The sequence below is a fragment of the Selenomonas timonae genome (assembly GCF_014250475.1).
In the GTDB taxonomy this organism is placed as follows: domain Bacteria; phylum Bacillota; class Negativicutes; order Selenomonadales; family Selenomonadaceae; genus Centipeda; species Centipeda timonae.
Genome location: NZ_CP060204.1, coordinates 2058156 through 2078006, shown reverse-complemented (window position 1 = coordinate 2078006; position 19851 = coordinate 2058156). Strand labels below are relative to the sequence as shown.

Annotated in this window: 22 protein-coding genes; 19 read left to right on the top strand and 3 right to left on the bottom strand. The window is 57.8% G+C overall.

Annotated features, from left to right (window positions below):
* Position 1 precedes the first annotated feature (1 nt).
* The 19 genes from H1B31_RS10010 (at position 2) to H1B31_RS09920 (ending at position 18212) form a co-directional block, all read left to right on the top strand.
* Positions 2-1684: a TIGR03986 family type III CRISPR-associated RAMP protein gene (locus H1B31_RS10010; RefSeq protein WP_185980203.1), complete on the top strand. Its 1683-nt coding sequence runs from the start codon at positions 2-4 to the stop codon at positions 1682-1684.
* Positions 1685-2035: 351 nt separating this feature from the next.
* Entirely contained in the window at positions 2036-2191 is a 156-nt protein-coding gene (gene cas2, locus H1B31_RS10005; RefSeq protein WP_185980202.1) for a CRISPR-associated endonuclease Cas2, read from the top strand.
* Positions 2192-2334: 143 nt separating this feature from the next.
* The gene (gene rsmD, locus H1B31_RS10000; RefSeq protein WP_185980201.1) at positions 2335-2889 is read left to right on the top strand and encodes a 16S rRNA (guanine(966)-N(2))-methyltransferase RsmD; all 555 of its coding nucleotides are present in this window, start codon (positions 2335-2337) and stop codon (positions 2887-2889) included.
* Positions 2886-3377 carry a pantetheine-phosphate adenylyltransferase gene (coaD, locus tag H1B31_RS09995; protein ID WP_009441679.1) on the top strand — a complete coding sequence of 164 codons (492 nt, stop codon included), beginning with the start codon at positions 2886-2888 and terminating at the stop codon, positions 3375-3377. Before rsmD ends, coaD begins: the two co-directional genes overlap by 4 nt.
* 36 nt (positions 3378-3413) lie before the next feature.
* A complete protein-coding gene (locus tag H1B31_RS09990; RefSeq protein ID WP_009441678.1) occupies positions 3414-3953 on the top strand; it encodes a hypothetical protein in 540 nt (179 codons plus the stop codon).
* A gap of 55 nt (positions 3954-4008) precedes the next feature.
* Positions 4009-4509, top strand: coding sequence for a YceD family protein (locus tag H1B31_RS09985; protein ID WP_185980200.1), 501 nt, complete (start codon positions 4009-4011; stop codon positions 4507-4509).
* 15 nt (positions 4510-4524) lie between these two features.
* The gene (gene rpmF, locus H1B31_RS09980) at positions 4525-4704 is read left to right on the top strand and encodes a 50S ribosomal protein L32 (RefSeq protein ID WP_006306287.1); all 180 of its coding nucleotides are present in this window, start codon (positions 4525-4527) and stop codon (positions 4702-4704) included.
* Between the two features lie 190 nt (positions 4705-4894).
* Positions 4895-5449 carry a transcription factor FapR gene (gene fapR, locus H1B31_RS09975; RefSeq protein ID WP_037346998.1) on the top strand — a complete coding sequence of 185 codons (555 nt, stop codon included), beginning with the start codon at positions 4895-4897 and terminating at the stop codon, positions 5447-5449.
* A 32-nt stretch (positions 5450-5481) separates the two neighbouring features.
* Entirely contained in the window at positions 5482-6495 is a 1014-nt protein-coding gene (plsX, locus tag H1B31_RS09970; RefSeq protein WP_185980199.1) for a phosphate acyltransferase PlsX, read from the top strand.
* Positions 6488-7492, top strand: a complete 1005-nt coding sequence (locus H1B31_RS09965; protein ID WP_037346995.1) for a beta-ketoacyl-ACP synthase III — start codon at positions 6488-6490, stop codon at positions 7490-7492. The genes plsX and H1B31_RS09965 overlap by 8 nt, the downstream gene beginning before the upstream one ends.
* Entirely contained in the window at positions 7492-8439 is a 948-nt protein-coding gene (gene fabK, locus H1B31_RS09960; protein WP_185980198.1) for an enoyl-[acyl-carrier-protein] reductase FabK, read from the top strand. The genes H1B31_RS09965 and fabK overlap by 1 nt, the downstream gene beginning before the upstream one ends.
* 11 nt (positions 8440-8450) lie before the next feature.
* Positions 8451-9386 carry an ACP S-malonyltransferase gene (fabD, locus tag H1B31_RS09955; RefSeq protein WP_185980197.1) on the top strand — a complete coding sequence of 312 codons (936 nt, stop codon included), beginning with the start codon at positions 8451-8453 and terminating at the stop codon, positions 9384-9386.
* A gap of 37 nt (positions 9387-9423) precedes the next feature.
* A complete protein-coding gene (gene fabG / locus H1B31_RS09950) occupies positions 9424-10167 on the top strand; it encodes a 3-oxoacyl-[acyl-carrier-protein] reductase (RefSeq protein ID WP_009441671.1) in 744 nt (247 codons plus the stop codon).
* A 35-nt stretch (positions 10168-10202) separates the two neighbouring features.
* Positions 10203-10433: an acyl carrier protein gene (locus tag H1B31_RS09945; RefSeq protein WP_006689543.1), complete on the top strand. Its 231-nt coding sequence runs from the start codon at positions 10203-10205 to the stop codon at positions 10431-10433.
* Between the two features lie 264 nt (positions 10434-10697).
* Complete coding sequence (locus tag H1B31_RS09940; RefSeq protein ID WP_009655192.1) at positions 10698-11645, top strand: NAD(P)H-dependent flavin oxidoreductase; 948 nt, start codon at positions 10698-10700, stop codon at positions 11643-11645.
* Positions 11646-11676: 31 nt separating this feature from the next.
* Positions 11677-12921 carry a beta-ketoacyl-ACP synthase II gene (gene fabF, locus H1B31_RS09935; protein WP_185980196.1) on the top strand — a complete coding sequence of 415 codons (1245 nt, stop codon included), beginning with the start codon at positions 11677-11679 and terminating at the stop codon, positions 12919-12921.
* 5 nt (positions 12922-12926) lie between these two features.
* Positions 12927-13643: a ribonuclease III gene (gene rnc, locus H1B31_RS09930; protein ID WP_185980195.1), complete on the top strand. Its 717-nt coding sequence runs from the start codon at positions 12927-12929 to the stop codon at positions 13641-13643.
* 228 nt (positions 13644-13871) lie between these two features.
* The gene (locus H1B31_RS09925) at positions 13872-15008 is read left to right on the top strand and encodes an efflux RND transporter periplasmic adaptor subunit (RefSeq protein ID WP_157049447.1); all 1137 of its coding nucleotides are present in this window, start codon (positions 13872-13874) and stop codon (positions 15006-15008) included.
* Positions 15009-15020: 12 nt separating this feature from the next.
* The gene (locus H1B31_RS09920) at positions 15021-18212 is read left to right on the top strand and encodes an efflux RND transporter permease subunit (protein ID WP_185980193.1); all 3192 of its coding nucleotides are present in this window, start codon (positions 15021-15023) and stop codon (positions 18210-18212) included.
* 34 nt (positions 18213-18246) lie between these two features.
* Here the strand turns inward: H1B31_RS09920 and H1B31_RS09915 are convergent, their stop codons facing one another.
* The 3 genes from H1B31_RS09915 to H1B31_RS09905 are packed head-to-tail and all read right to left on the bottom strand — an operon-like array spanning position 18247 to position 19837.
* Positions 18247-18579: a branched-chain amino acid transporter permease gene (locus H1B31_RS09915; protein WP_185980192.1), complete on the bottom strand. Its 333-nt coding sequence runs from the start codon at positions 18577-18579 to the stop codon at positions 18247-18249.
* A complete protein-coding gene (locus H1B31_RS09910; RefSeq protein WP_185980191.1) occupies positions 18576-19283 on the bottom strand; it encodes an AzlC family ABC transporter permease in 708 nt (235 codons plus the stop codon). The genes H1B31_RS09915 and H1B31_RS09910 overlap by 4 nt, the downstream gene beginning before the upstream one ends.
* Positions 19280-19837, bottom strand: coding sequence for a DNA-3-methyladenine glycosylase I (locus tag H1B31_RS09905; RefSeq protein WP_185980190.1), 558 nt, complete (start codon positions 19835-19837; stop codon positions 19280-19282). Before H1B31_RS09905 ends, H1B31_RS09910 begins: the two co-directional genes overlap by 4 nt.
* Positions 19838-19851 lie beyond the last annotated feature (14 nt).

Sequence of the window (19851 nt, the reverse complement as noted above, 5' to 3'; positions counted from 1 at the left end):
CATGGCGAACAGGATTGCAACCGCGCCGTACAACTTCGTATCCCTGCCGAAGGGCGTGCTCACATCGCCCATCGACAACGATGCAGCGAGCGACGAAGAGCGCATCGAGAACTATCGGCAGCACGTTCTCGCGCCCAACCGCCTCAGCGGGCGCATCGACCTCACAATCGAAACGCTGACCTCCGTATTCGTCGGCGCAGACGTTGAAACGGAGACATTCTTCTCGCCGACCGGCGTTCCCATGATCCCAGGCAGCACCATCCGCGGCACGATCAAGAACCTCTTCAAGATCGTCACCTGCAGCGCCATGCGTGGAGACGGGGAGGACTACGAAGATCGGCATCTCTATTTTCGTGCACTGGGGGGGAAAGGCAATGCTGCCGTTATGAAAAAAGTCTACGAGAAGCGCGCGCCGAAGGAGTATACCGAGGCGGGCTATCTCATCCGTGTGGAGGAGGAGCAGCAGTATTATATCTGCCCTGCAGAATACGACACAGTACAGGATGCGGACAGTGTTAAAAGAAATGCCGGCTGCATATTCTGGGATGAGCCGCGCAAGGGACAGGTAACCTGCTACACCGGAAAAATGCAGAACAAAGCGCATTACACGATTCATCATGCACCAAACTGGCAGGAGCGCATCCCCGTCCCCGAAAACATCATACAGGACTATCGTGACGACATCAGCCGCGCCGGGGTGAACATCCTTGGCTCGTCCGTGGCAAAAGTGGATGCCGCTGCCGCTGCCTTTACAGGAGACTCGGCGATCGACCTCGTCGTACCATGTTTCTATCAGGAGGAAAACGGACAGGTACAGCACTTTGGCTTCGGGCGGTTCTACCGTATTCCCTATCGGCAGAGTGTCGGCGATCATGTGATCGGCATGGGGACAGCGAAGATCGACTACACCGACGCACTCTTCGGACGCAAAGAACTCTGGGCGGGGCGCCTTGCATTCAGCGATGCGCTGCCGGCAGGAGAGGTGCGCTCAGAATTCGCCGCCTATCCGAAGGTGCTCGGTGAGCCGAAGCCGACCTCCATGCAGCTCTATCTCGAACAGGAGAACGGCACGCAGCTCGCCCATTGGGACACTCCCAATGCCTGCATCCGAGGCTATAAACTCTACTGGCATCAGAAGAACAAAACGAAGTGGCAGAATGACGTGCAGCAAGCGACCAAGGTCTCAAAGACGCGCATCACCCCCGTTCAGGCAGGCTCCGTGTTCCACGGGAGCATTCGATTTGAGCGCCTGTCCGAGGATGAGCTTGGCGCCCTGCTGAAAGTGCTGCGCATCGGCGGCAATGACCTCTGCTGTAAAATTGGCAAGGGGAAATCCATCGGGCTCGGCAGCGTTCGCATCACTGCACGGCTGATCCGCACCGACACGGAGGATTCCTATCGTCACGCCTTTGACAGCACGGGCGTTTGGAACAGAGCCGAGCGCGAGGAGACGATGGATGCCTACATTGCAGCGTTTGATCGGGAACTGGGCGAGCGACTGGATGCGGGTGTCCACAATCGGTACCGGAACGCTATGGCGGAGCTCTCCCACATGCTCGACTGGAAGACGACCACGATCCCCGATTGGGAGAAGAAAACACGGACAATGACCATCGACGACCCCGATCACCCCTTTCAAAATCGTTGGATTCTGCCAACAGCACTGGAGGTGAAGGAGACGTAAAAATAAAAGGAATCTGTGAAAACGGATTGCAAAATCACGGATTTTCTGATATGATACACCCATGGTGCAGAAAAGTGGAAAATGCGACGGCGATGCCGCAAAGCCGCATTCTACCGTCGCGATTTTCCATTTGGGCGCAGCTCCGCGCCGCACAAGGGAAGACGCCGATTGACGCCGTGATTTTTCGGTGAAAATGCCGCCCCATAAGGGAAAACGGCAAAAAAAATCGACGACTTTCCAAAACACCCTCTCGCCCCGCGCGGGACAAGGGCTGCGAGCGACGGAGTTGCACCACATAAAATGCTGCGTGCGGCATTGAGTAATGTATTCTGATGATTTGCGCTGTAGCCTATGAAATACATTATTTGCTACGATATCAAAGAAGATCGCATTCGTACCCGCGTCGTGAAGTACCTGGAGGCGCGGGCGCTTCGCGTTCAATACAGCGTGTTCACCTGTCATGCGACAGCGGCACAGATGAATGATATGCGCGAGGAGCTGACCTGATTCCCAAGGAGTAGATTGTCTAACGTTTGGGGGCAGGTCATTTTTGCGTCTATGGAATCACTGATGCATCGTGACAGGTTGAAATGCGAATGCAAATTGTGGTAAAATAGGAAAGCCTACAGTAAAATGGCGGGAGGAATGCGATGCGGATCATTACGGGCAGTGCACGCGGTGTGCGTCTCAAGACCCCTGCGGGGGACGGGACGCGTCCGACGGCTGACCGCACGCGTGAGGCGCTCTTCAGTATGCTGGGCGCACGCGTCTATGATGCGCGCGTGCTCGATCTCTTCGCGGGGACGGGGGCGCTCTCACTCGAATCACTCTCGCGCGGGGCGGCGCACGCTGTGCTCGTGGATCGCACGACACATGCGATTCTCGTGGAGAATGCACAGCGGACGAAGCTCGCGGCACGCGTGGAGCTTCGTCGCGGCGATGTCTATGGGCAGGCCGCGGCGCTCGCACGAGAGGGGCGCACGTTCGATCTTATCTTCGCCGATCCGCCGTATGCACGCGGAGATAATGCACGCGTGCTTGCTGCGCTGGATGCGGGCGCGTTGCTCGCTGCAGACGGGCTCTTCGTGCTCGAGCAGGGGGCAGGGGAGCAGATCGTCGAGCGGAGCGGCAGTCTCTCGCTCATGCGTGAGCGGCGCTATGGCGCAGCACGCATCTGTTTTTATACGCAGGAGGTGCAGGAATGAGACGTGCGGTGTTTGCCGGCAGCTTTGACCCCGTAACCACGGGACATATCGATATTGTAGAGCGCGCCGCCGCGATGTTTGACGAGCTCATTGTCTGCATTTTTCACAATGTCCAGAAGGAGGGCTGTTTCCCTCTGGATGACCGCATTCAGTTTCTGCGGGAGGCGACCTCCCACGTGCCGAATGCGCGCGTGGATGTGTTCTCGGGTCTCCTGACGGACTATATGAAGCAGCAGAATGCGCGCGTTGTTGTGCGCGGTCTGCGCTCAGTCAAGGACTTCGAGTATGAGGAGAATCACGCATCAATGGTGCGCCACCTCATGCCGGAGAGCGATACGATTTTTTTGCTGACGCGCCCCGACCTGACCTTTGTCAGTTCCTCGGGCGTGCGTGAGCTGATCCGCTTCCGCGGGCCGGTGCAGGGGATTGTGCCGCCGTCGGTGGAGCGGGCGATATTGAAGCTGTATGGAAAGCCTCCTCGGGGATAATACTCTCGAGGCTGCGAAGGAAAAGGAGATAGATTTATGGCAGTTGTGGATACGCTGAAAAAGCTCGAAGATCTGGTCGCGGATGCATCTCACCTCCCCTTCAGCGACAAGGCTCTTGTGAATGACGATGAAATTGTGCACCTCGTGGAGGAGCTGCGCATGGATCTCCCGAAGGAGCTGAACCGCGCGGCGGAGATCATGCAGGAGCAGGAGAGCATCATCACGCGTGCGCGCGAGGAGGCGAAGGATATCGTCGATTCTGCGCAGGCGCGTGCAAACCAGATGCTCGAGGACAGCGAGATCGTCATTCAGGCGAAGGAGCGCGCGCGTGCGATCATGCAACAGACACAGGATCAGGCGCGTGAGATCATGGAGCAGGCGCAGACAGGTGCCGCACGTCTCCAGAGTGATGCGGATGCCTATGCAAATCAGGTGTTCGAGCAGCTGATCGCCCATGTCGGCAGCACGTTCAAGGGCGTTCAGCAGGCGGAGATGGGGCTGAATCAGGCGATGAATGTCCTCCGTACGGCAAAGGCACAGATGAATGCGCCGCAGGATGAGGTGTCGGAACTCTGAAAACGCTCCTTGACAATGCCGATAACCGCCGCTATAATGTGAAAGGTCATGCGTCATGATGAAGCTGGATATCGCGGAGGCGACATTTCCCATCGGGGAGAGCCGTACTTTCTCGTTTGCAGTAACGCCGGAATCCCTCGAACTGGGGGATGAAGATCGGCGTTTTCGTGGAGAGATCCGCGTGGACGGCACGCTGATGAATACGGGCTCGTCCCTGCGCGCAGCGGGAACGGTTCGCGCGCATCGAGCTTTCGTCTGTGACCGCTGCCTCGCCGAGGGGGAGCGGGAGATTGCGCTTGACTTTTCTGAGGACTATGCGAAGACTCCGGGAGAAACGGATGAGGCGGTACTCTACGATGGCGAGACCATTGTTTTGGACGACCTCGTACGTGACACCCTCCTTGTGGCTGAGCCGCTGCGTGAGCTGTGTAAGTCTGATTGCAAGGGGCTCTGTCCGGTCTGCGGGCAGAACCTGAACGAGGGACAGTGCGACTGTGATACGTTCGTACCAGACCCCCGACTGGCGGCTTTAGAGAGCCTATTGAAAAATGATTAAGGAGGTGTATCCAAAGTGGCAGTACCAAAGAGAAAGACATCGAAAGCGCGCCGCGACCGTCGTCGTGCAAACTGGAAGCTCGAAGCGCCGCACTATGTATCGTGCCCGCAGTGTCATGAGCCGAAGCTCCCGCACCATGTGTGCATGGAATGCGGCTATTATGACGGAAAGCCTGTGGCCGAGGCGGCTGAATGAGAACCATGCGGAGCTGTTGCAAGAAGTCTGTGGACTTTTTGCGGCAGCTCTTTTATTTTTTAATCATTTCCTCTTGCAATTTTTTTTAGTACCTAGTATAATGCGTTCATACTGATAGCAGCAGGTGCTAAAAATAACGAATTTATGAATGCGGGAGCTTGCGCATAAGTTCGGAGAGAGGAGTGGTGTGATGACGGAGAAGAAGCGACGGCGGCAGGAGACGCTCGTCATGGCAGTGCGGAAGGAACCGTTCCTGACAGATGAGGCACTGGCGAAGAAACTTGCCGTGAGCGTGCAGACGGTGCGCCTTGACCGCACGGAGCTCGGGATTCCGGAACTGCGCGCCCGCGTGCGCACGCTTGCAGAGAATGCGCGCGAGAAGGTGCGCGCCATTCCGCACACCGAGGTGATCGGCGATCTCCTCTCACTCGAACTGGGCGTACGGGGAACATCGGCGCTACGCGTGACGGACGATCTCATCTTTGCGGACTCGGAGATTGCGCGCGGGACGGCACTCTTCTCTCAGGCAAACTCGCTCGCACTCGCCATCATCGACGCTCCTGTCGCGATGACGGGTGTCGCCAATGTGAAATACAAGACGCCGATCAAGAAGGGCGATACGGTCATCGCACATGCGGAGATCGTAAAGGTGCGCGGCAATAAGATCTTTGTCTGGGTCAAGACGTACCGCGAGGACAAAGAGGTCTTTCGCGCAAAATTTATTGTAGTATCCCTCCAGCGGTGAGGGAATAGCAGCAAGGGAGAAGGGAGCGCAGGATGCGTATAGCGGTCGATGCGATGGGCGGTGATTTCGCCCCGAAGGAGATTGTACGCGGTGCGGTGGAAGCAGCGAAGAAATACGACTGCGAGATCGTACTGGTCGGCGATGAGGAGCAGATTCGTGCAGAGCTGCACGGCGAAGATCCTGCGTCGTTGCGCATCTCCATCGTACACGCCTCCGAGGTGATCGGCATGAACGAGCATCCCGCAGAGGCGGTGCGGTCGAAGAAGGACTCCTCCGTTGTGGTTGCAACGCGTCTTGTGAAGGACGGCAGCTGCGACGCGGTCTTCTCCGCAGGCTCAACGGGCGCTGCTGTTGCGGCGGCACAGCTCATCCTGCACCGCATCCGCGGCGTTGGACGCCCCGCCATTGCAACGCCGATGCCGACCCCGGACGGTGTGACGCTCATGCTCGACTCGGGTGCGAACGTGGACTCAAAGCCCGAGCACCTTGTCCAGAGTGGGGTCATGGGCTCGCTCTACGCGCAGTATGTCTTCGGTATCGAACACCCACGCGTCGGCCTCCTCAACATTGGAGAGGAGGAGACGAAGGGCAATGAGCAGGTGAAGGAGACCTATCAGCTGCTCAAGGTCGAGCCGAACATCCACTTCTGCGGCAACGCCGAGGGACGCGATGTGCCCAAGGGAAATTTCGACGTCGTCATTTGTGATGGATTTGTCGGGAATGTTGTGCTAAAATTTGCAGAGGGGCTTGCGAAAACAATTCTTGGACTCATTCAGGAGGAGATTCGTGGGGCGGGGCTGATGGCGAAGCTCGGCGCGCTCCTCCTCATGCCGACGCTCCGGCGTCTCGGCAAGCGCCTCGATGTGAGGGAGTACGGCGGCGCGCCGCTCCTCGGTGTGAACGGTTGCTGTGTGATCGGTCACGGCTCCTCGGATGCGAAATCCGTTGCGAGTGCGATCGGTGTGACCGTGGACTATGTGAATGGAAAAGTGCTGGATCAGATCCGTGATGCTCTGGCAAAGGAGGGGGATTCGGATCGTGCCTAAGATCAGTGCAGGCATCCTCGGAACGGGCTACTACGTTCCGGAGCGGGTGCTGACGAATTTCGACCTTGAGAAGATGGTTCAGACGAACGATGCGTGGATTGTGGAGCGCACAGGCATTCATGAGCGGCGCATTGCCGCAGAGGGAGAGCCGGTCTCCGTGCTCGCACAGCGTGCGGCAGAGATGGCGCTTGCGGATGCAGGTGTGGATGCTGCGGATCTGGATCTCATCATCATGGCAACGCTCACCTCGGACAGGATCATCCCGTCGACGGCGTGCGTTCTGCAGGATCGCCTCGGGGCGAAACATGCAGCGGCGTTTGACCTCTCGGCGGCGTGCTCGGGCTTTGTCTATGCGGCCTCCATCGCCGCGCAGTTCATCGAGAGCGGCGTCTACCGCCACGTGCTTGTGATTGGCGGCGAGACGCTGTCGAAGGTCGTGGACTGGGAGGATCGCAATACCTGCATCCTCTTTGGCGACGGCGCAGGTGCAGCTGTCTTTGGGGCGGTCGAGGAGGGCTACGGCATCCGTGCCTTTGATCTCGGCAGTGACGGCTCGGGCGGCGATGCTCTTGACATTCCCTCGAGCGGCAGTCTGCGTCCCGTGACCCCAGAGACGATTGAGCAGCGTCTCAACTTCGTCCACATGGACGGCAAGGCGGTCTTCCGCTTTGCAACGAAGGTTATGGGACGGACGGTGGAGACCTCTCTCGAACGCGCAGGAATGCAGCGGGAGGATCTTGACTACCTCGTCCCACATCAGGCGAATATCCGTATTATCCAGGCGGCAGCCAAGCGACTTGACATGCCGATGGACAAGGTTATTATAAATATTCATCGTTACGGCAATATGTCTGCCGCATCCATCCCTGTCGCCCTTGCGGAGGCGGCGCACGCGCAGCAGTTCAAAAAGGGAGACAACATCGCCCTCGCAGGTTTCGGCGCGGGACTTACATGGGCATCGTGTATTATGAAGTGGGCGAAGGAGGAAAACGGTTAATGTTTGATAACAATCCGATTTGTCGGATGCTTGGCATCAAGTATCCAATCTTTCAAGGTGGTATGGCATGGATCGGCACAGCCGAGCTTGCCTCCGCCGTCTCCAATGCCGGAGGGCTTGGACTCATCGGTGCCGGACATATGCCGCCCGATGCGCTCAGGAATGAGATTCACAAGGTGAAGGGATGGACGGACAAGCCCTTCGGCGTGAATGTCATGCTCATGAGTCCCTTTGTGAAGGAAGTCATGCAGGTCGTGCTCGAGGAGCGCGTTCCCGTCATCACGACGGGGGCGGGCAATCCCGGTGAGTATGTGCCGGGACTCAAGGAGATCGGCTCGAAGGTCATCCCCGTGGTGGCGTCGGTCGCTCTCGCGCGTCGTCTCGTGCGCACGGGCGTGGATGCTGTGATCGCTGAGGGCACGGAGTCCGGTGGACACATCGGCGAGATCACGACGATGGCGCTGCTCCCACAGGTGGTGGACGCGGTGGATGTACCCGTCATCGGTGCGGGCGGCATCGGCGATTCGCGCGGTATGGCTGCTGCGTTTGCGCTCGGTGCACAGGCGATCCAGATGGGCTCGCGCTTCGTCCTCAGCGAGGAGTGCATTGCGCATCCGAACTACAAGCAGGCTGTTTTGAAGGCAAAGGATCGCTCGACGGTCGTCACGGGGCGTTCGCTCGGACATCCCGCGCGCGTTCTCCAGAACAAGCTCTCGCGCAAGTATGAGGAGATGGAGGCGGCAGGCGCTTCGAACGAGGAGCTTGAGCAGCTCGGCGTCGGCAGCCTACACCGTGCGACCCACGAGGGGGACGTCGACAACGGCTCCGTCATGATCGGCGAGATCTCGGGGATGCTTGCAGACGTGAAGCCTGTCAAGCAGATCATCGAGGACATTGTAAACGGTCTTCCGGGCGCATTCGACGCTGCACGCAAGACCTGTGATTGAGGTACAGGGGTATGGGAAAACTTGCATTTTTGTTCCCCGGACAGGGGGCGCAGGTCGTTGGCATGGGGAAGGACTTCTTCGATACCTATGATCTTGCAAAGAAGCGCTTTGCCGAAGCGGATGAGGCGCTCGGCTACTCCATCAGCAAGCTCTGCTTCGAGGGGCCTGCCGATCAGCTGCAGCTGACCGAGCATACGCAGCCCGCAATCCTCACGGTGGCGGTGATCGCGGCGGAGCTCCTGCGCGCAGAGGGCATTGAGCCTGAGATTGCCGCGGGGCACAGCCTCGGAGAGTATGCGGCACTCGTTGCGGCGGGCGTGCTCTCGTTCCAGGATGCTGTCGTTCTCGTGCACAAGCGCGGTGCCTATATGCAGGAAGCCGTTCCCGTGGGTGAGGGGGCGATGGCTGCGGTGATCGGGCTCGACGATGATACGATCATTGCGGTCTGCGCCGAAGCGAGTGCAGCAGGCGCCGTGCAGGCAGTCAACTTCAACTGCCCCGGACAGACTGTTATCGCAGGTACGGCGAAGGGCGTAGAGACAGCTGTGCAGCTGCTGCAGGAAAAGGGCGCGAAGAAGGCGGTCATTCTGCCCGTCTCCGCACCGTTCCACTCGACGCTGATGGAACCCGCCGCGAAAAAGCTCGCGGCAGAGCTCGAAAAGGTCACGCTGCACGATGCGGCGTTCCCCGTGGTCTCGAACTATACGGGCGGACTTCAGCAGACGGCAGAGGAGATCAAGGCGAACCTCGTCGCACAGGCAGATCATCCCGTGCGCTGGATTGCGTGCGTCAACACGATGCGCGACTTTGGCGCGGATACCTATGTCGAATGCGGCCCCGGCAAGACGCTCGCGGGCTTTAACAAGCGCATCGACAAGACGCTGAAGAGCCTGAACGTCGAGAATGTGGAATCCCTGCAAAAAACACTTGACACACTAAAGAAGTAATGATTAAATGAATTCGGTGCGATTAAGGAGGAAATCCATGCTTCTTGAGGGTAAAGTTGCTCTTGTTACGGGCGGTTCTCGCGGCATTGGGCGCGCAATCGCCATCCGGCTTGCACAGGAGGGCGCAAAGGTTGCCGTCAACTATGCGGGCAATCAGGCTGCAGCCGAGGAGGTCAAGGCGATCATCGAGGAGCAGGGCGGTACGGCACTGCTCGTTCAGGCGGATGTCTCCGACAGCGCTGCCGCGACCGAGATGGTCACGCGCGTGCATGAGGAACTCGGCGGTCTCGATATTCTCGTCAACAATGCGGGCATTACGCGCGATACGCTGCTCGTCCGCATGAAGGATGAGGATTTCGATGCTGTGATCAACACGAACCTCAAAGGCATCTATGCCTGCACGAAGGCTGCTGCAAAGTTCATGACGAAGCAGCGCAGCGGGCGCATTGTGAATCTCTCCTCCGTGGTCGGCGAGATCGGCAACGTGGGGCAGACGAATTACGCTGCGGCAAAGGCGGGCGTGATCGGCTTCTCGAAGTCTGCGGCAAAGGAATTTGCGCCGCGCGGGATTACGGTCAACGTCGTTGCGCCAGGCTTTATCGACACCGATATGACAGCTGTCCTCAAGGACAGCATTCGCGAAAAGATTGCTGAGGGCATTCCGCTTGGAGCACTTGGCAAACCGGAGCATGTTGCCGATGCTGTTCTCTTCCTTGTAAGTGATGCAGCGTCGTACATTACCGGCCAGACGCTTAATGTAGACGGCGGCATGGTTATGTAGCATACAATCAATCTATTTAAAGGAGGTGAACACGCATGGCAACGTTTGACAAGGTTCGCGACATCGTCGTAGAACAGCTTGGCTCGGAGGCTGATGAAGTCACCCTCGAGTCCACCTTCATTGACGATCTTGGCGCAGATTCGCTCGACATCGTTGAGCTCATCATGGCTTTCGAGGAGGAATTCAATGTTGAAATCCCCGACGAGGCTGCTGAGAAGATTAAGACGGTTCAGGATGTCGTCAACTACATCGATCAGAACAAGTAAGACACAGTGACCTTTGGTCGCATTCGTGCACAAAACTGGTCTTTTAGGGAAATCCCGTGACAGCTCAGGCGCACGGGATTTTTCTCAAAAGACATCTATGAATTTGCATACAATCAGGGTGGGAAGCACCCTGCTGTGATACATGTGCCTCCCGACTGACGATAGAACGAGAGTTGGAGGAGGAGCCAAAACTTCTTGTGGAGAGTCAATGTTCAATGAACATGATGCTGCTGTGTGGCATACTCTCCCGATTGGAGGGCTTATATGAGACTACCCGAGGTGAGGATCGGCAATAAGGTTGCCGCCATCCCCATCATTCAGGGCGGCATGGCGATCCGCATAACAACGGCGCGGCTCGCGGCCGCTGTTGCAAACGAGGGCGGAATCGGACTCATCGCGGCCTCCGGCATGAAGCCGCAGGAACTGCGCTATGAGATTCGTCTCGCGCGCTCACTATCTCCCAATGGGATCATCGGCATCAATGAGATGGTCGCGGCAAGCGACTTTGCGGATGCCGTTAAAATTGCGATTGATGAGGGCATTGACCTCGTGGTCGCAGGTGCGGGATTCTCCCGCGATATGTTCCAGCTCGGCAAGGAGTCCGGCACCCCGATTGTGCCGATTGTCTCCACGGCGAAGCTGGCGAAGATCTCCGAAAAACTCGGCGCGGCTGCGGTCGTTGTCGAGGGCAAGGAGGCAGGCGGTCATCTCGGCACGGATCAGTCCGTGCGCAATATCATCTCCGATGTCCGCGCGGCGGTGAAGATTCCGATCTTTGCAGCCGGCGGTATCCTGACGGGGCAGGATATTGCGGATCTGCACAAGATGGGTGCAGATGGCGTACAGCTCGGTTCGCGCTTTGCGGCTTGTGAGGAGTCCAATGCTGCGCCGTCGCTGAAGCAGTATTACCTGAAATCCAAGAAGGATGACATTGTCATCATCCACAGCCCCGTGGGGCTGCCGGGGCGTGCTGTGCGCACCCCGTTCTCGGCACGGATCATGGAGGGGCCAGTACCGCCGAAGGTGTGCGACCGCTGCCTGAAGCAGTGTGACCATCACTTCTGCATCATCCGCGCACTCTCGCGTGCGCAGCAGGGAGATCTCGAGACGGGCTTGGTCTTTACGGGCGAGTTCATGCCGCGCATCGATCGGATTTTGAGTGTTCATGAGATATTTGAAGAGCTGAAAGAGCAGCTTGAGGCAGCGAACTAGGGTGTGAACTCTAGGAAAGGAGTCGGTTGGTTTGAAGAAGAGAATTGTCGTTACGGGGGTTGGCCCGATCACGCCGATCGGCATTGGTAAGGACGCCTTCTGGGAGGCGCTGCTTGCAGGCAAGAACGGCATTGAACGCATTACCCGCTTCGATGCGACGAACTACGCTGCGCAGATTGCGGGCGAGGTCAAGGACTTCGATGTCGATGGCTACATCGACAAGAAAGAGGCAAAGCGCATGGATCGCTACGCTCAGTTCGCCGTCGTCTCCGCCGGTATGGCGATTGCAGACGCGGGGCTCGATCTGGACAGCGAGGATCGCGATCGCATCGGCGCCTATGTCGGCGCGGGCATCGGCGGCATCGAGACGATGCATAGCACCTATGAGCGCCTCTTTGACAAGGGACCCGAGCGCGTCAGCCCCTTCTTCATCCCCATGATGATTGCCAACATGGCAGCGGGGCAGGTCGCAATCAACTACGGCCTGCATGGTCCTGTGTCCTGTGTTGTGACGGCGTGTGCGACGGGCGCGAACTGTATCGGCGATGCCTATCGCGTGATGCAGCGTGGCGAGGCAGACATCATGATCGCGGGCGGCACGGAGGCAAGCATCTCCGAGGCTGCAAGCGCGGGCTTTGCTGCGATGAAGGCACTCTGCACGGATCACAACGACGATCCCGCGCATGCCTCGCGTCCGTTCGACAAGAACCGCTCGGGCTTCGTCATGGGCGAGGGCGCGGGTCTGGTCGTGCTTGAGACGCTCGAGCACGCAGAGGCGCGTGGTGCACATATCTACGCCGAGCTCGTCGGCTATGGTTCCAACTCCGACGGCTATCACATTACGAGCCCCGCGCCGCATGGCGAATATCAGGCGAAGTGCATGAAGTACGCCCTCGACGATGCGGGACTCAGCCCGGAGGATATCGACTATATCAATGCACATGGCACGTCCACGCATATGAATGACCTCTGCGAGACCGAGGCAATCAAGACGGTCTGGGGCGATGCTGCAAAGGATGTTGCAGTCTCCTCGATCAAGTCCATGACGGGACATCTACTCGGTGCTGCAGGCAGTGTTGAGCTGATTGCAACGGCGCTTGCAGTCGAGAACGATATGCTCCCGCCGACGATCAACTACGATACGCCGGACGAGGGGCTCGACCTCGACTATGTACCGAATAAGGCGCGTGCGAAAAAAGTTCGCGCGGCGATCTCGAACTCCTTCGGCTTCGGCGGGCACAACGCCTGTCTCGTCGTCAAGAAGTATCAGAAGTAAAACAAATGGCACACGAAATGACGGAGGGAAGGCGCGCAGCACTTGTGCGCCTTTCTGTCCAAATAGGTGTTTCCTTCGGCGACCTCTCGCTGCTCGATGAGGCGCTGACCCACCCTTCGTATACAAATGAAGCGAAGGATGATATACCGCATAACGAACGTCTGGAGTTTCTGGGCGATGCCGTGCTGGAGCTTGCCTCCAGCACGTATTTGTATGCGCATTTTCCGGAGTGCTCCGAGGGGGAGCTGACGAAGATGCGCGCGAGCCTCGTTCAGAGTGAGACGCTTGCGCGCCTTGCGCGGCAGCTCGACCTTGGCAGCTACCTCCTGCTCGGGCGTGGGGAGCTGCACAATGGGGGCGCAGATAGGCAGAACAATCTCGAGAACGCATTCGAGGCGCTCGTCGGTGCCGTCTATCTCGACGGCGGCTGGGAGACAGCGCGTGACTATGTGGCACATCAGCTTGCTGCTGAGGCGCTCTCTGTAGAGAAGACGCATGTTGCGCGCGACTACAAGACGACACTGCAGGAGCATGTGCAGCAGAAGCGACATGCGTCGATTTCCTACAAGCTGATCGGTGAGACGGGACCCGACCATGACAAGCGTTTTACGACCCGCGTTCTTATTGGTGACGAGCCGATGGGGGAAGGTACGGGACGTAGCAAGAAGGAGGCGGAGCAGCAAGCTGCCGCAGCCGCTCTTGACCGCATCGGACTCGGTTAAAAATCGGTTAAACTTCACCTTGAAGCACACATCATTTCTTGACTTTTGCACCGTGCTTCGCTAATATGAATCTGTTATGGCAGGGATTCCCGTGCGGATACCTGCCCTTCTTCATACATATGTTAACACCTTTCACATGATGTGGGGAATGGGAAAGAGGAGGTTATTTATTTGTTTGAGAACAGAAAAGGTCTGGGCGTTCTCGTCGCTGCGATCTTCGCGCTCGCTATGCTTCTGAGCGGCTGCGGGAGCGGTCAGCAGGGGGGCGGAGCGCGTGCGACGTCTGTCAAGGCGATGAATGTACTGCGGCAGGATACGCCGCTCACGCATGTATATGCGGGGCAGATCGTGGGCACGGACGAGGTGAAGATTCAGTCGCGTGTCTCCGGGAACATTGTCGAGAAATACATCGTGGGTGGGCAGTCTGTATCGGCAGGGCAGCCACTCTACCGCATTGACTCTCGCCAGTATGAGAGTGCGCTTCTGCAGGCGAAGGCCGTGCTTGCGCAATCCGAGGCGACGCTGAACAATGCGCGCATGGATCTCGGACGCTATCAGCAGCTCTATGCCAGTGCAGCGGTCTCTGAGCAGACACTCTCCACGCAGCAGGCACAGGTGAACGCCTATGAGGCGGCGGTCGCTGCGAATGAAGCACTCGTGCGTCAGGCACAGGAGAATCTCGATGATACGGTGATCTACGCACCGATGTCGGGGCAGCTCTCTGTAGATGATGTGGCGATGGGGACATTTGTCTCTGCGGGAACGACGACGCTCGTTTCGATGGGCACAGCAAACCCGATCTTTGCGCAGTTCAGCCTCTCAGAGAACGAGTACCTGAACTTCGTTGAGCAGGCGGCACAGCAGGGCGGAATCGCTGCTGTTGTGGTCGAGCTGACGCTCTCCAACGGCTCGAAGTATCCGATCATCGGGCATATCGTGACCTCGGATCGCGCTCTTACTGCTCAGACGGGGACACTGACGGTAAAGGCTCTCTTTGATAATCCGGATGGACTTCTCCTGCCGGGCATGTTTGCGCGCGTCAGCCTGATCGGCGACACGATTCCGAATGCGATTCTCGTGCCTGAGCGTGCTGTTCAGCAGCTGCTCGGCAAGTCCTTTGTCATGCTCGTAGGGCCGGACAATAAGGCTGTCGCACGCACGGTGACACTGGGCGATAAGATTGGCAGCTACTACGTTGTCAAGGAAGGTTTGGACAGCTCGGATATCGTTGTGGTTGAGGGGCTGACCACGCTCCAGGAGGGCGGCGATCTAGCCGTGACGATGGTGACAGCAAGCGACATGGGATTCTCGCTTGAGGGGGATACCTCCAACTTTAATACGCGTGAGCTCACGCCCGCGAAGTAAGGAGGAGATCCTTTGGCAAAATTTTTCATACACCGACCGATCTTTGCGATTGTCATTGCGGTGATGATCGTCATCATCGGTACGATCGCGGGGTTCTCACTGCCAATCGCGCAGTATCCGCAGATCTCGCCGCCGACGGTTGCGGTGTCGGCGAACTATACGGGCGCAAGTGCTGCCGTTGTCAATGAGACGGTGGCGCAGGTCATCGAGGAGCAGATCAACGGTACGCAGGGGATGGACTACATGAGCTCCACCTCTGATGATACGGGGCGTTACAGCCTTTCTGTTACGTTCGATGTCGGCACGGACGGAGATATGGATGCCGTCAAGGTGCAGAACAATGCGGCGGGGGCAAATGCCAGCCTGCCATCCTCCGTGCAGTCGGCGGGCGTTACGACGCGCAAATCCTCGGGGCAGATGGCGTACTTCGTTTCGCTGTACTCCGAGGACGGCACCTATGACCGCGCCTTCATGAAGAACTATGCGACGCTCTACTTCCTCGATGCGATCAAGCGCGTCAGCGGCGTGGGCGATGTGCAGGTATTCGGTGCCGACTATGCGATGCGCGTCTGGATGAATCCGGATCGCCTCGCGGAGCTCGGTCTGACCGTTTCGGACATTACACGGGCAATCAACGAGCAGAACGTACAGGCTCCTGCCGGCACGGTCGGCGGTATGCCGACGCAGAACGGGCAGGAGAAGCAGTTCACGGGCAAGGTACAGGGGCGTCTTACGACCCCCGAGGAGTTCGGCAACGTCATCATTGCCGCGGGCAAGGACGGCACATTCGTCCGCTTGAAGGATGTTGCACGTATTGAGACCGGTCAGCGTCAAAATAATATTGTTGCGAAATTTAACGGCTATCCCGCCGTTGGTTTCGGCATTCAGCTGACCTCCGATGCGAACGCCATGATTACCCTTGCGGAGGTGCGCAAGATCCTAGAGGAGGCGGAGAAGACCTTCCCTCCCGGGCTCAAGATGAAGTCCGTCTTTGACAGTACCGACTACATCAACGCATCCATTAAGGAGGTTGTGCATACCTTCCTTGAGGCACTGCTGCTCGTCGTGCTCGTCATCTTCCTCTTTTTGCAGAGCTGGCGCGCGACGCTGATCCCGCTGCTCGCCGTGCCTGTGTCCCTCATCGGTGCATTCGGCGCGTTCGTCCTGTTGGATTTCTCCATCAATACGCTGACACTCTTTGCAATGGTGCTTGCAATCGGTCTTGTCGTCGACGATGCGATCGTCGTCATCGAGAACGTCGAGCATCATATGGAGAGCGGACTTTCGCCCGTTGACGCAACGGAGCGTGCGATGGCAGAGGTGCAGGGGCCTGTTGTTGCGATTGCCTTCGTGCTCGCAGCGGTCTTTGTCCCCGTTGCCTTCCTCGGCGGCATGATGGGCGTGCTCTACAAGCAGTTCGCGCTCACGATTGCAATCTCGATGGCGATTTCTGCCTTTGTCGCGCTGTCGCTGACGCCGGCACTCTGCGCTCTCATGCTCAAACCAAAGAAGGAGAATGGGACAAAGAGCGTACTCGACCGCTTCTTTGACCGATTCAATAACTGGTTCGATGCGACGCGCAAGGGCTATGTTGGTATCGTTAGCAAGTTTATCCGCAAATCGAAGGTTGCCGTTATCTTCCTGCTCATCGTCTGCGGGCTTACGGCGATCATCTATCGGAATCTGCCGACCACATTTGTCCCTGAGGAAGATCAGGGCTATATGATGATCGCGATTCAGCTGCCGCCGGGCACGTCCACGAATCAGACACAGAAGACCGTGGACAAGATCCAGCAGGCGGCACAGCGCGAGATCAAGGGGCAGAGTGCCGTCATGTCCATCAACGGCTTCGACATCCTCGCGGGCGGTGCGAACTCTAACGGTGCTGTCGTGTTCGTTGGTATGAAGGACTGGTCGCAGCGTGCAGGGCTCGCTGAGTCGGTTGCCGCTGCGGTCGGTACGATGTTCCGCGTCGGCGCGATGGAGGCACCCGAGGCACTTGTCGTTGCCATCAATCCGCCCGCACTGCCGGGGCTCGGCAATGTCGGCGGCTGGTCGCTCCAGCTGCAGGACATGAGCGGACATTCCGACACCGAGCTCAACGACATCGTGAATGCGATTCTTGCCGAGGCAAATACGCGCCCCGAGCTACGGGGCGTGCGCTCGACGTTTAAGATCAACGCGCCGAGCTATCAGTATGAGATTGACCGCGAAAAGGTCAAGAATCTCGGCGTTCAGCTCTCGGATGTATTCACGGCACTGCAGGTCAACTTCGGCGGCTATGAGGTCAATGACTTCAACCAGTTCGGGCGGACCTACAAGGTCGTGCTGCAGTCCGACGTGACCTATCGCACCGAGGCAGAGGCGGCAAAGTTCGTCTTTGTCAAGAACTCTCAGGGCGGCATGGTACCTCTCGATACCTTGCTCAAACCCAAACTCACAACGGGTCCCACGCAGATCAGCCGATTCAACGGCGCGCGTTCGATCACGTTCCAGGGAAGTTCCGGCTCCGGCTACAGCTCGGGCGAGGCGATGAACGCCATCACCGAGATTGTGCAGAAGCACGCGGGTTCCGGATTCAGCATCGAGTGGTCGGGGCAGAGCCGTGAGGAGAAGAAGTCGGCGGATTCAACTATGCAGGTGCTTGCACTCTGTCTGGTCTTTGTATTCCTCTGTCTTGCGGCACTCTATGAGAGCTGGAGCGTACCGTTTGCCGTGCTCTTCACGGTGCCGACTGGCATCTTCGGGGCACTCTTCTCCGAGTACATCCTCGCGACGATCTTCGGCACAATTGGCATTCCTGCGGCGGGCTATCAGAACAGCGTCTATATGCAGATCGGTGTCATCATGGTCATCGGTCTTGCGGCAAAGAATGCAATTCTGATTGTTGAGTTCGCGAAGATTCGCGTGGATCGCGGCATGGATCCGCTCAAAGCGGCGATTCAGGCGGCGGGGCTGCGTCTCCGCCCGATCCTCATGACATCGTTTGCGTTCATCATTGGCTGTCTGCCTCTCTGCATGGCATCCGGTGCGGGCGCTGCGGCGCGTAACGGCATGGGCGTCGCTGTTGTCGGCGGCATGCTCTTTGCCACCATTCTGGGTATCTTCCTCATTCCCGTGTTCTATGTCATTGTCGACCGTATCTCGCGTATGCTTGGCCTCCGCAAGAAGGCAAAGACCCGCACGGCGGATGACTATATGTAACCATCAAAAAATTCCCCTTTATGGGGAATTTTTTTTATGGGATGAATACCCATTGAATTAGTATCATATAGACTGCCGTCCCTCCTCCAATCGAGAGCAGCATCTGGCGAAATTTCAGATGAAGCAATGCAGTCACGAGTATTCCTGTAAGCTCCGGCAGACCGTGACTGCCACTGAACAATGTTGTATCCTTGAGACAGTAGACGACAAGCATCCCAAAGACGGCGGCGGGGAGGACGTTGCCGAGGTAGCGGATAATCGGCGGCGTCGGCTTCTTCTCTGAGATCAGGAGAAAGGGGAGGGCGCGCGTGAGTACACTCGCAAGCGCACAGAGCCCGATGGTAATACACTGTTCAGTGAACGTCATGCCATCTCTCTCCCTTCGATGAAGGGACGGAGTGCGAGGCATCCCGCGAGAATGATGAACATGGTCGGGAGCATAAAAGCCTCACGCCCGAAGACGGCAAGTGCGATGCCTGCAGCTGCAAGTCCGAGGATGCCCGTATAATGCTGCGGGTCGTTCATCCACTGCTCCATAAAGATCACGACGAAGAGTCCTGTCATAGCGAATTCAATACCCTCCGTATTGATGGGGAGGCTCGTGCCGACCAGTCCACCGATGGTTGCGCTTGCAACCCAGTAGATCTGGTTCAGCAGGGTGACAAAGAACATAAACCAGCCCGCATCAACGCCCTCTGAAATCTTCGTCGTGTAGTTGATGGAGAAGGACTCATCGCACATCCCGTAGATGAGATAGGGCTTCTTCCAACCCGTGCCGCGATACCTCTCGAACATGGAAATACCGTAGAAGATATGTCGTCCCTGCACCATGAGTGCGAGGAGGAAGGTCTGCAATGGGGCAAAAGGGCTGAGGAGGAGTGTTGTTGCAATGAACTCGAGCGAGCCGCCGAAGATGAGCGCGCTCATTGCCATCGGATACCAGAACGAGAAGCCCGAGACGTTCGTATAGATGCCGTAAGCAAGCCCGATGAAGAGAAAGCCTGCGAGAATCGGGAGCGTGCAGAGAAAGGCTGTGCGCAGGGCGGCGAGGCGCGGATCGACGCCGCTCATGATTTGCTCCAATCGCATTCGTCCGTGTGCGCCGCAAGTACACCAATCGCCTGCAGTGTCGAGTAGATGCAGGTCGAGCCGACGAATCGCATGCCGCGCTTCTTGAGGTCATTTGACACCTTGTCTGAGAGCGGCGAGGTTGTACGCAGTTCGCAGCTCTCGCGCACGGGTTTTCCATCCGTAAAGCCCCAGATATAGCGGTCAAACGAGCCAAACTCGCGCACGATGTCGAGGAAGATGCGGCTGTTCACAATGCTCGCCTCGATCTTGCGGCGGTTGCGCACAAACCCCCCATCCTGCATTAGTTCCTCGACCTTTGCTGCATTGAACGCCGCGACTCGCTCGGGAATAAAACCCTCGTATGCACGGCGGAAGTTCTCGCGCTTGTGGAGGATCGTCGCCCACGACAGCCCGGCCTGAAATGTCTCAAGAATGAAAAGCTCGTAGAGCGCACGGTCATCGTGAAGCGGCTGCCCCCATTCCTCATCGTGGTATTTCACATAGATGGGATCATCCAGTTTCACCCAACTGCAGCGTTTGAGTTCGTCTCCCATATTTGCCTCCGGAA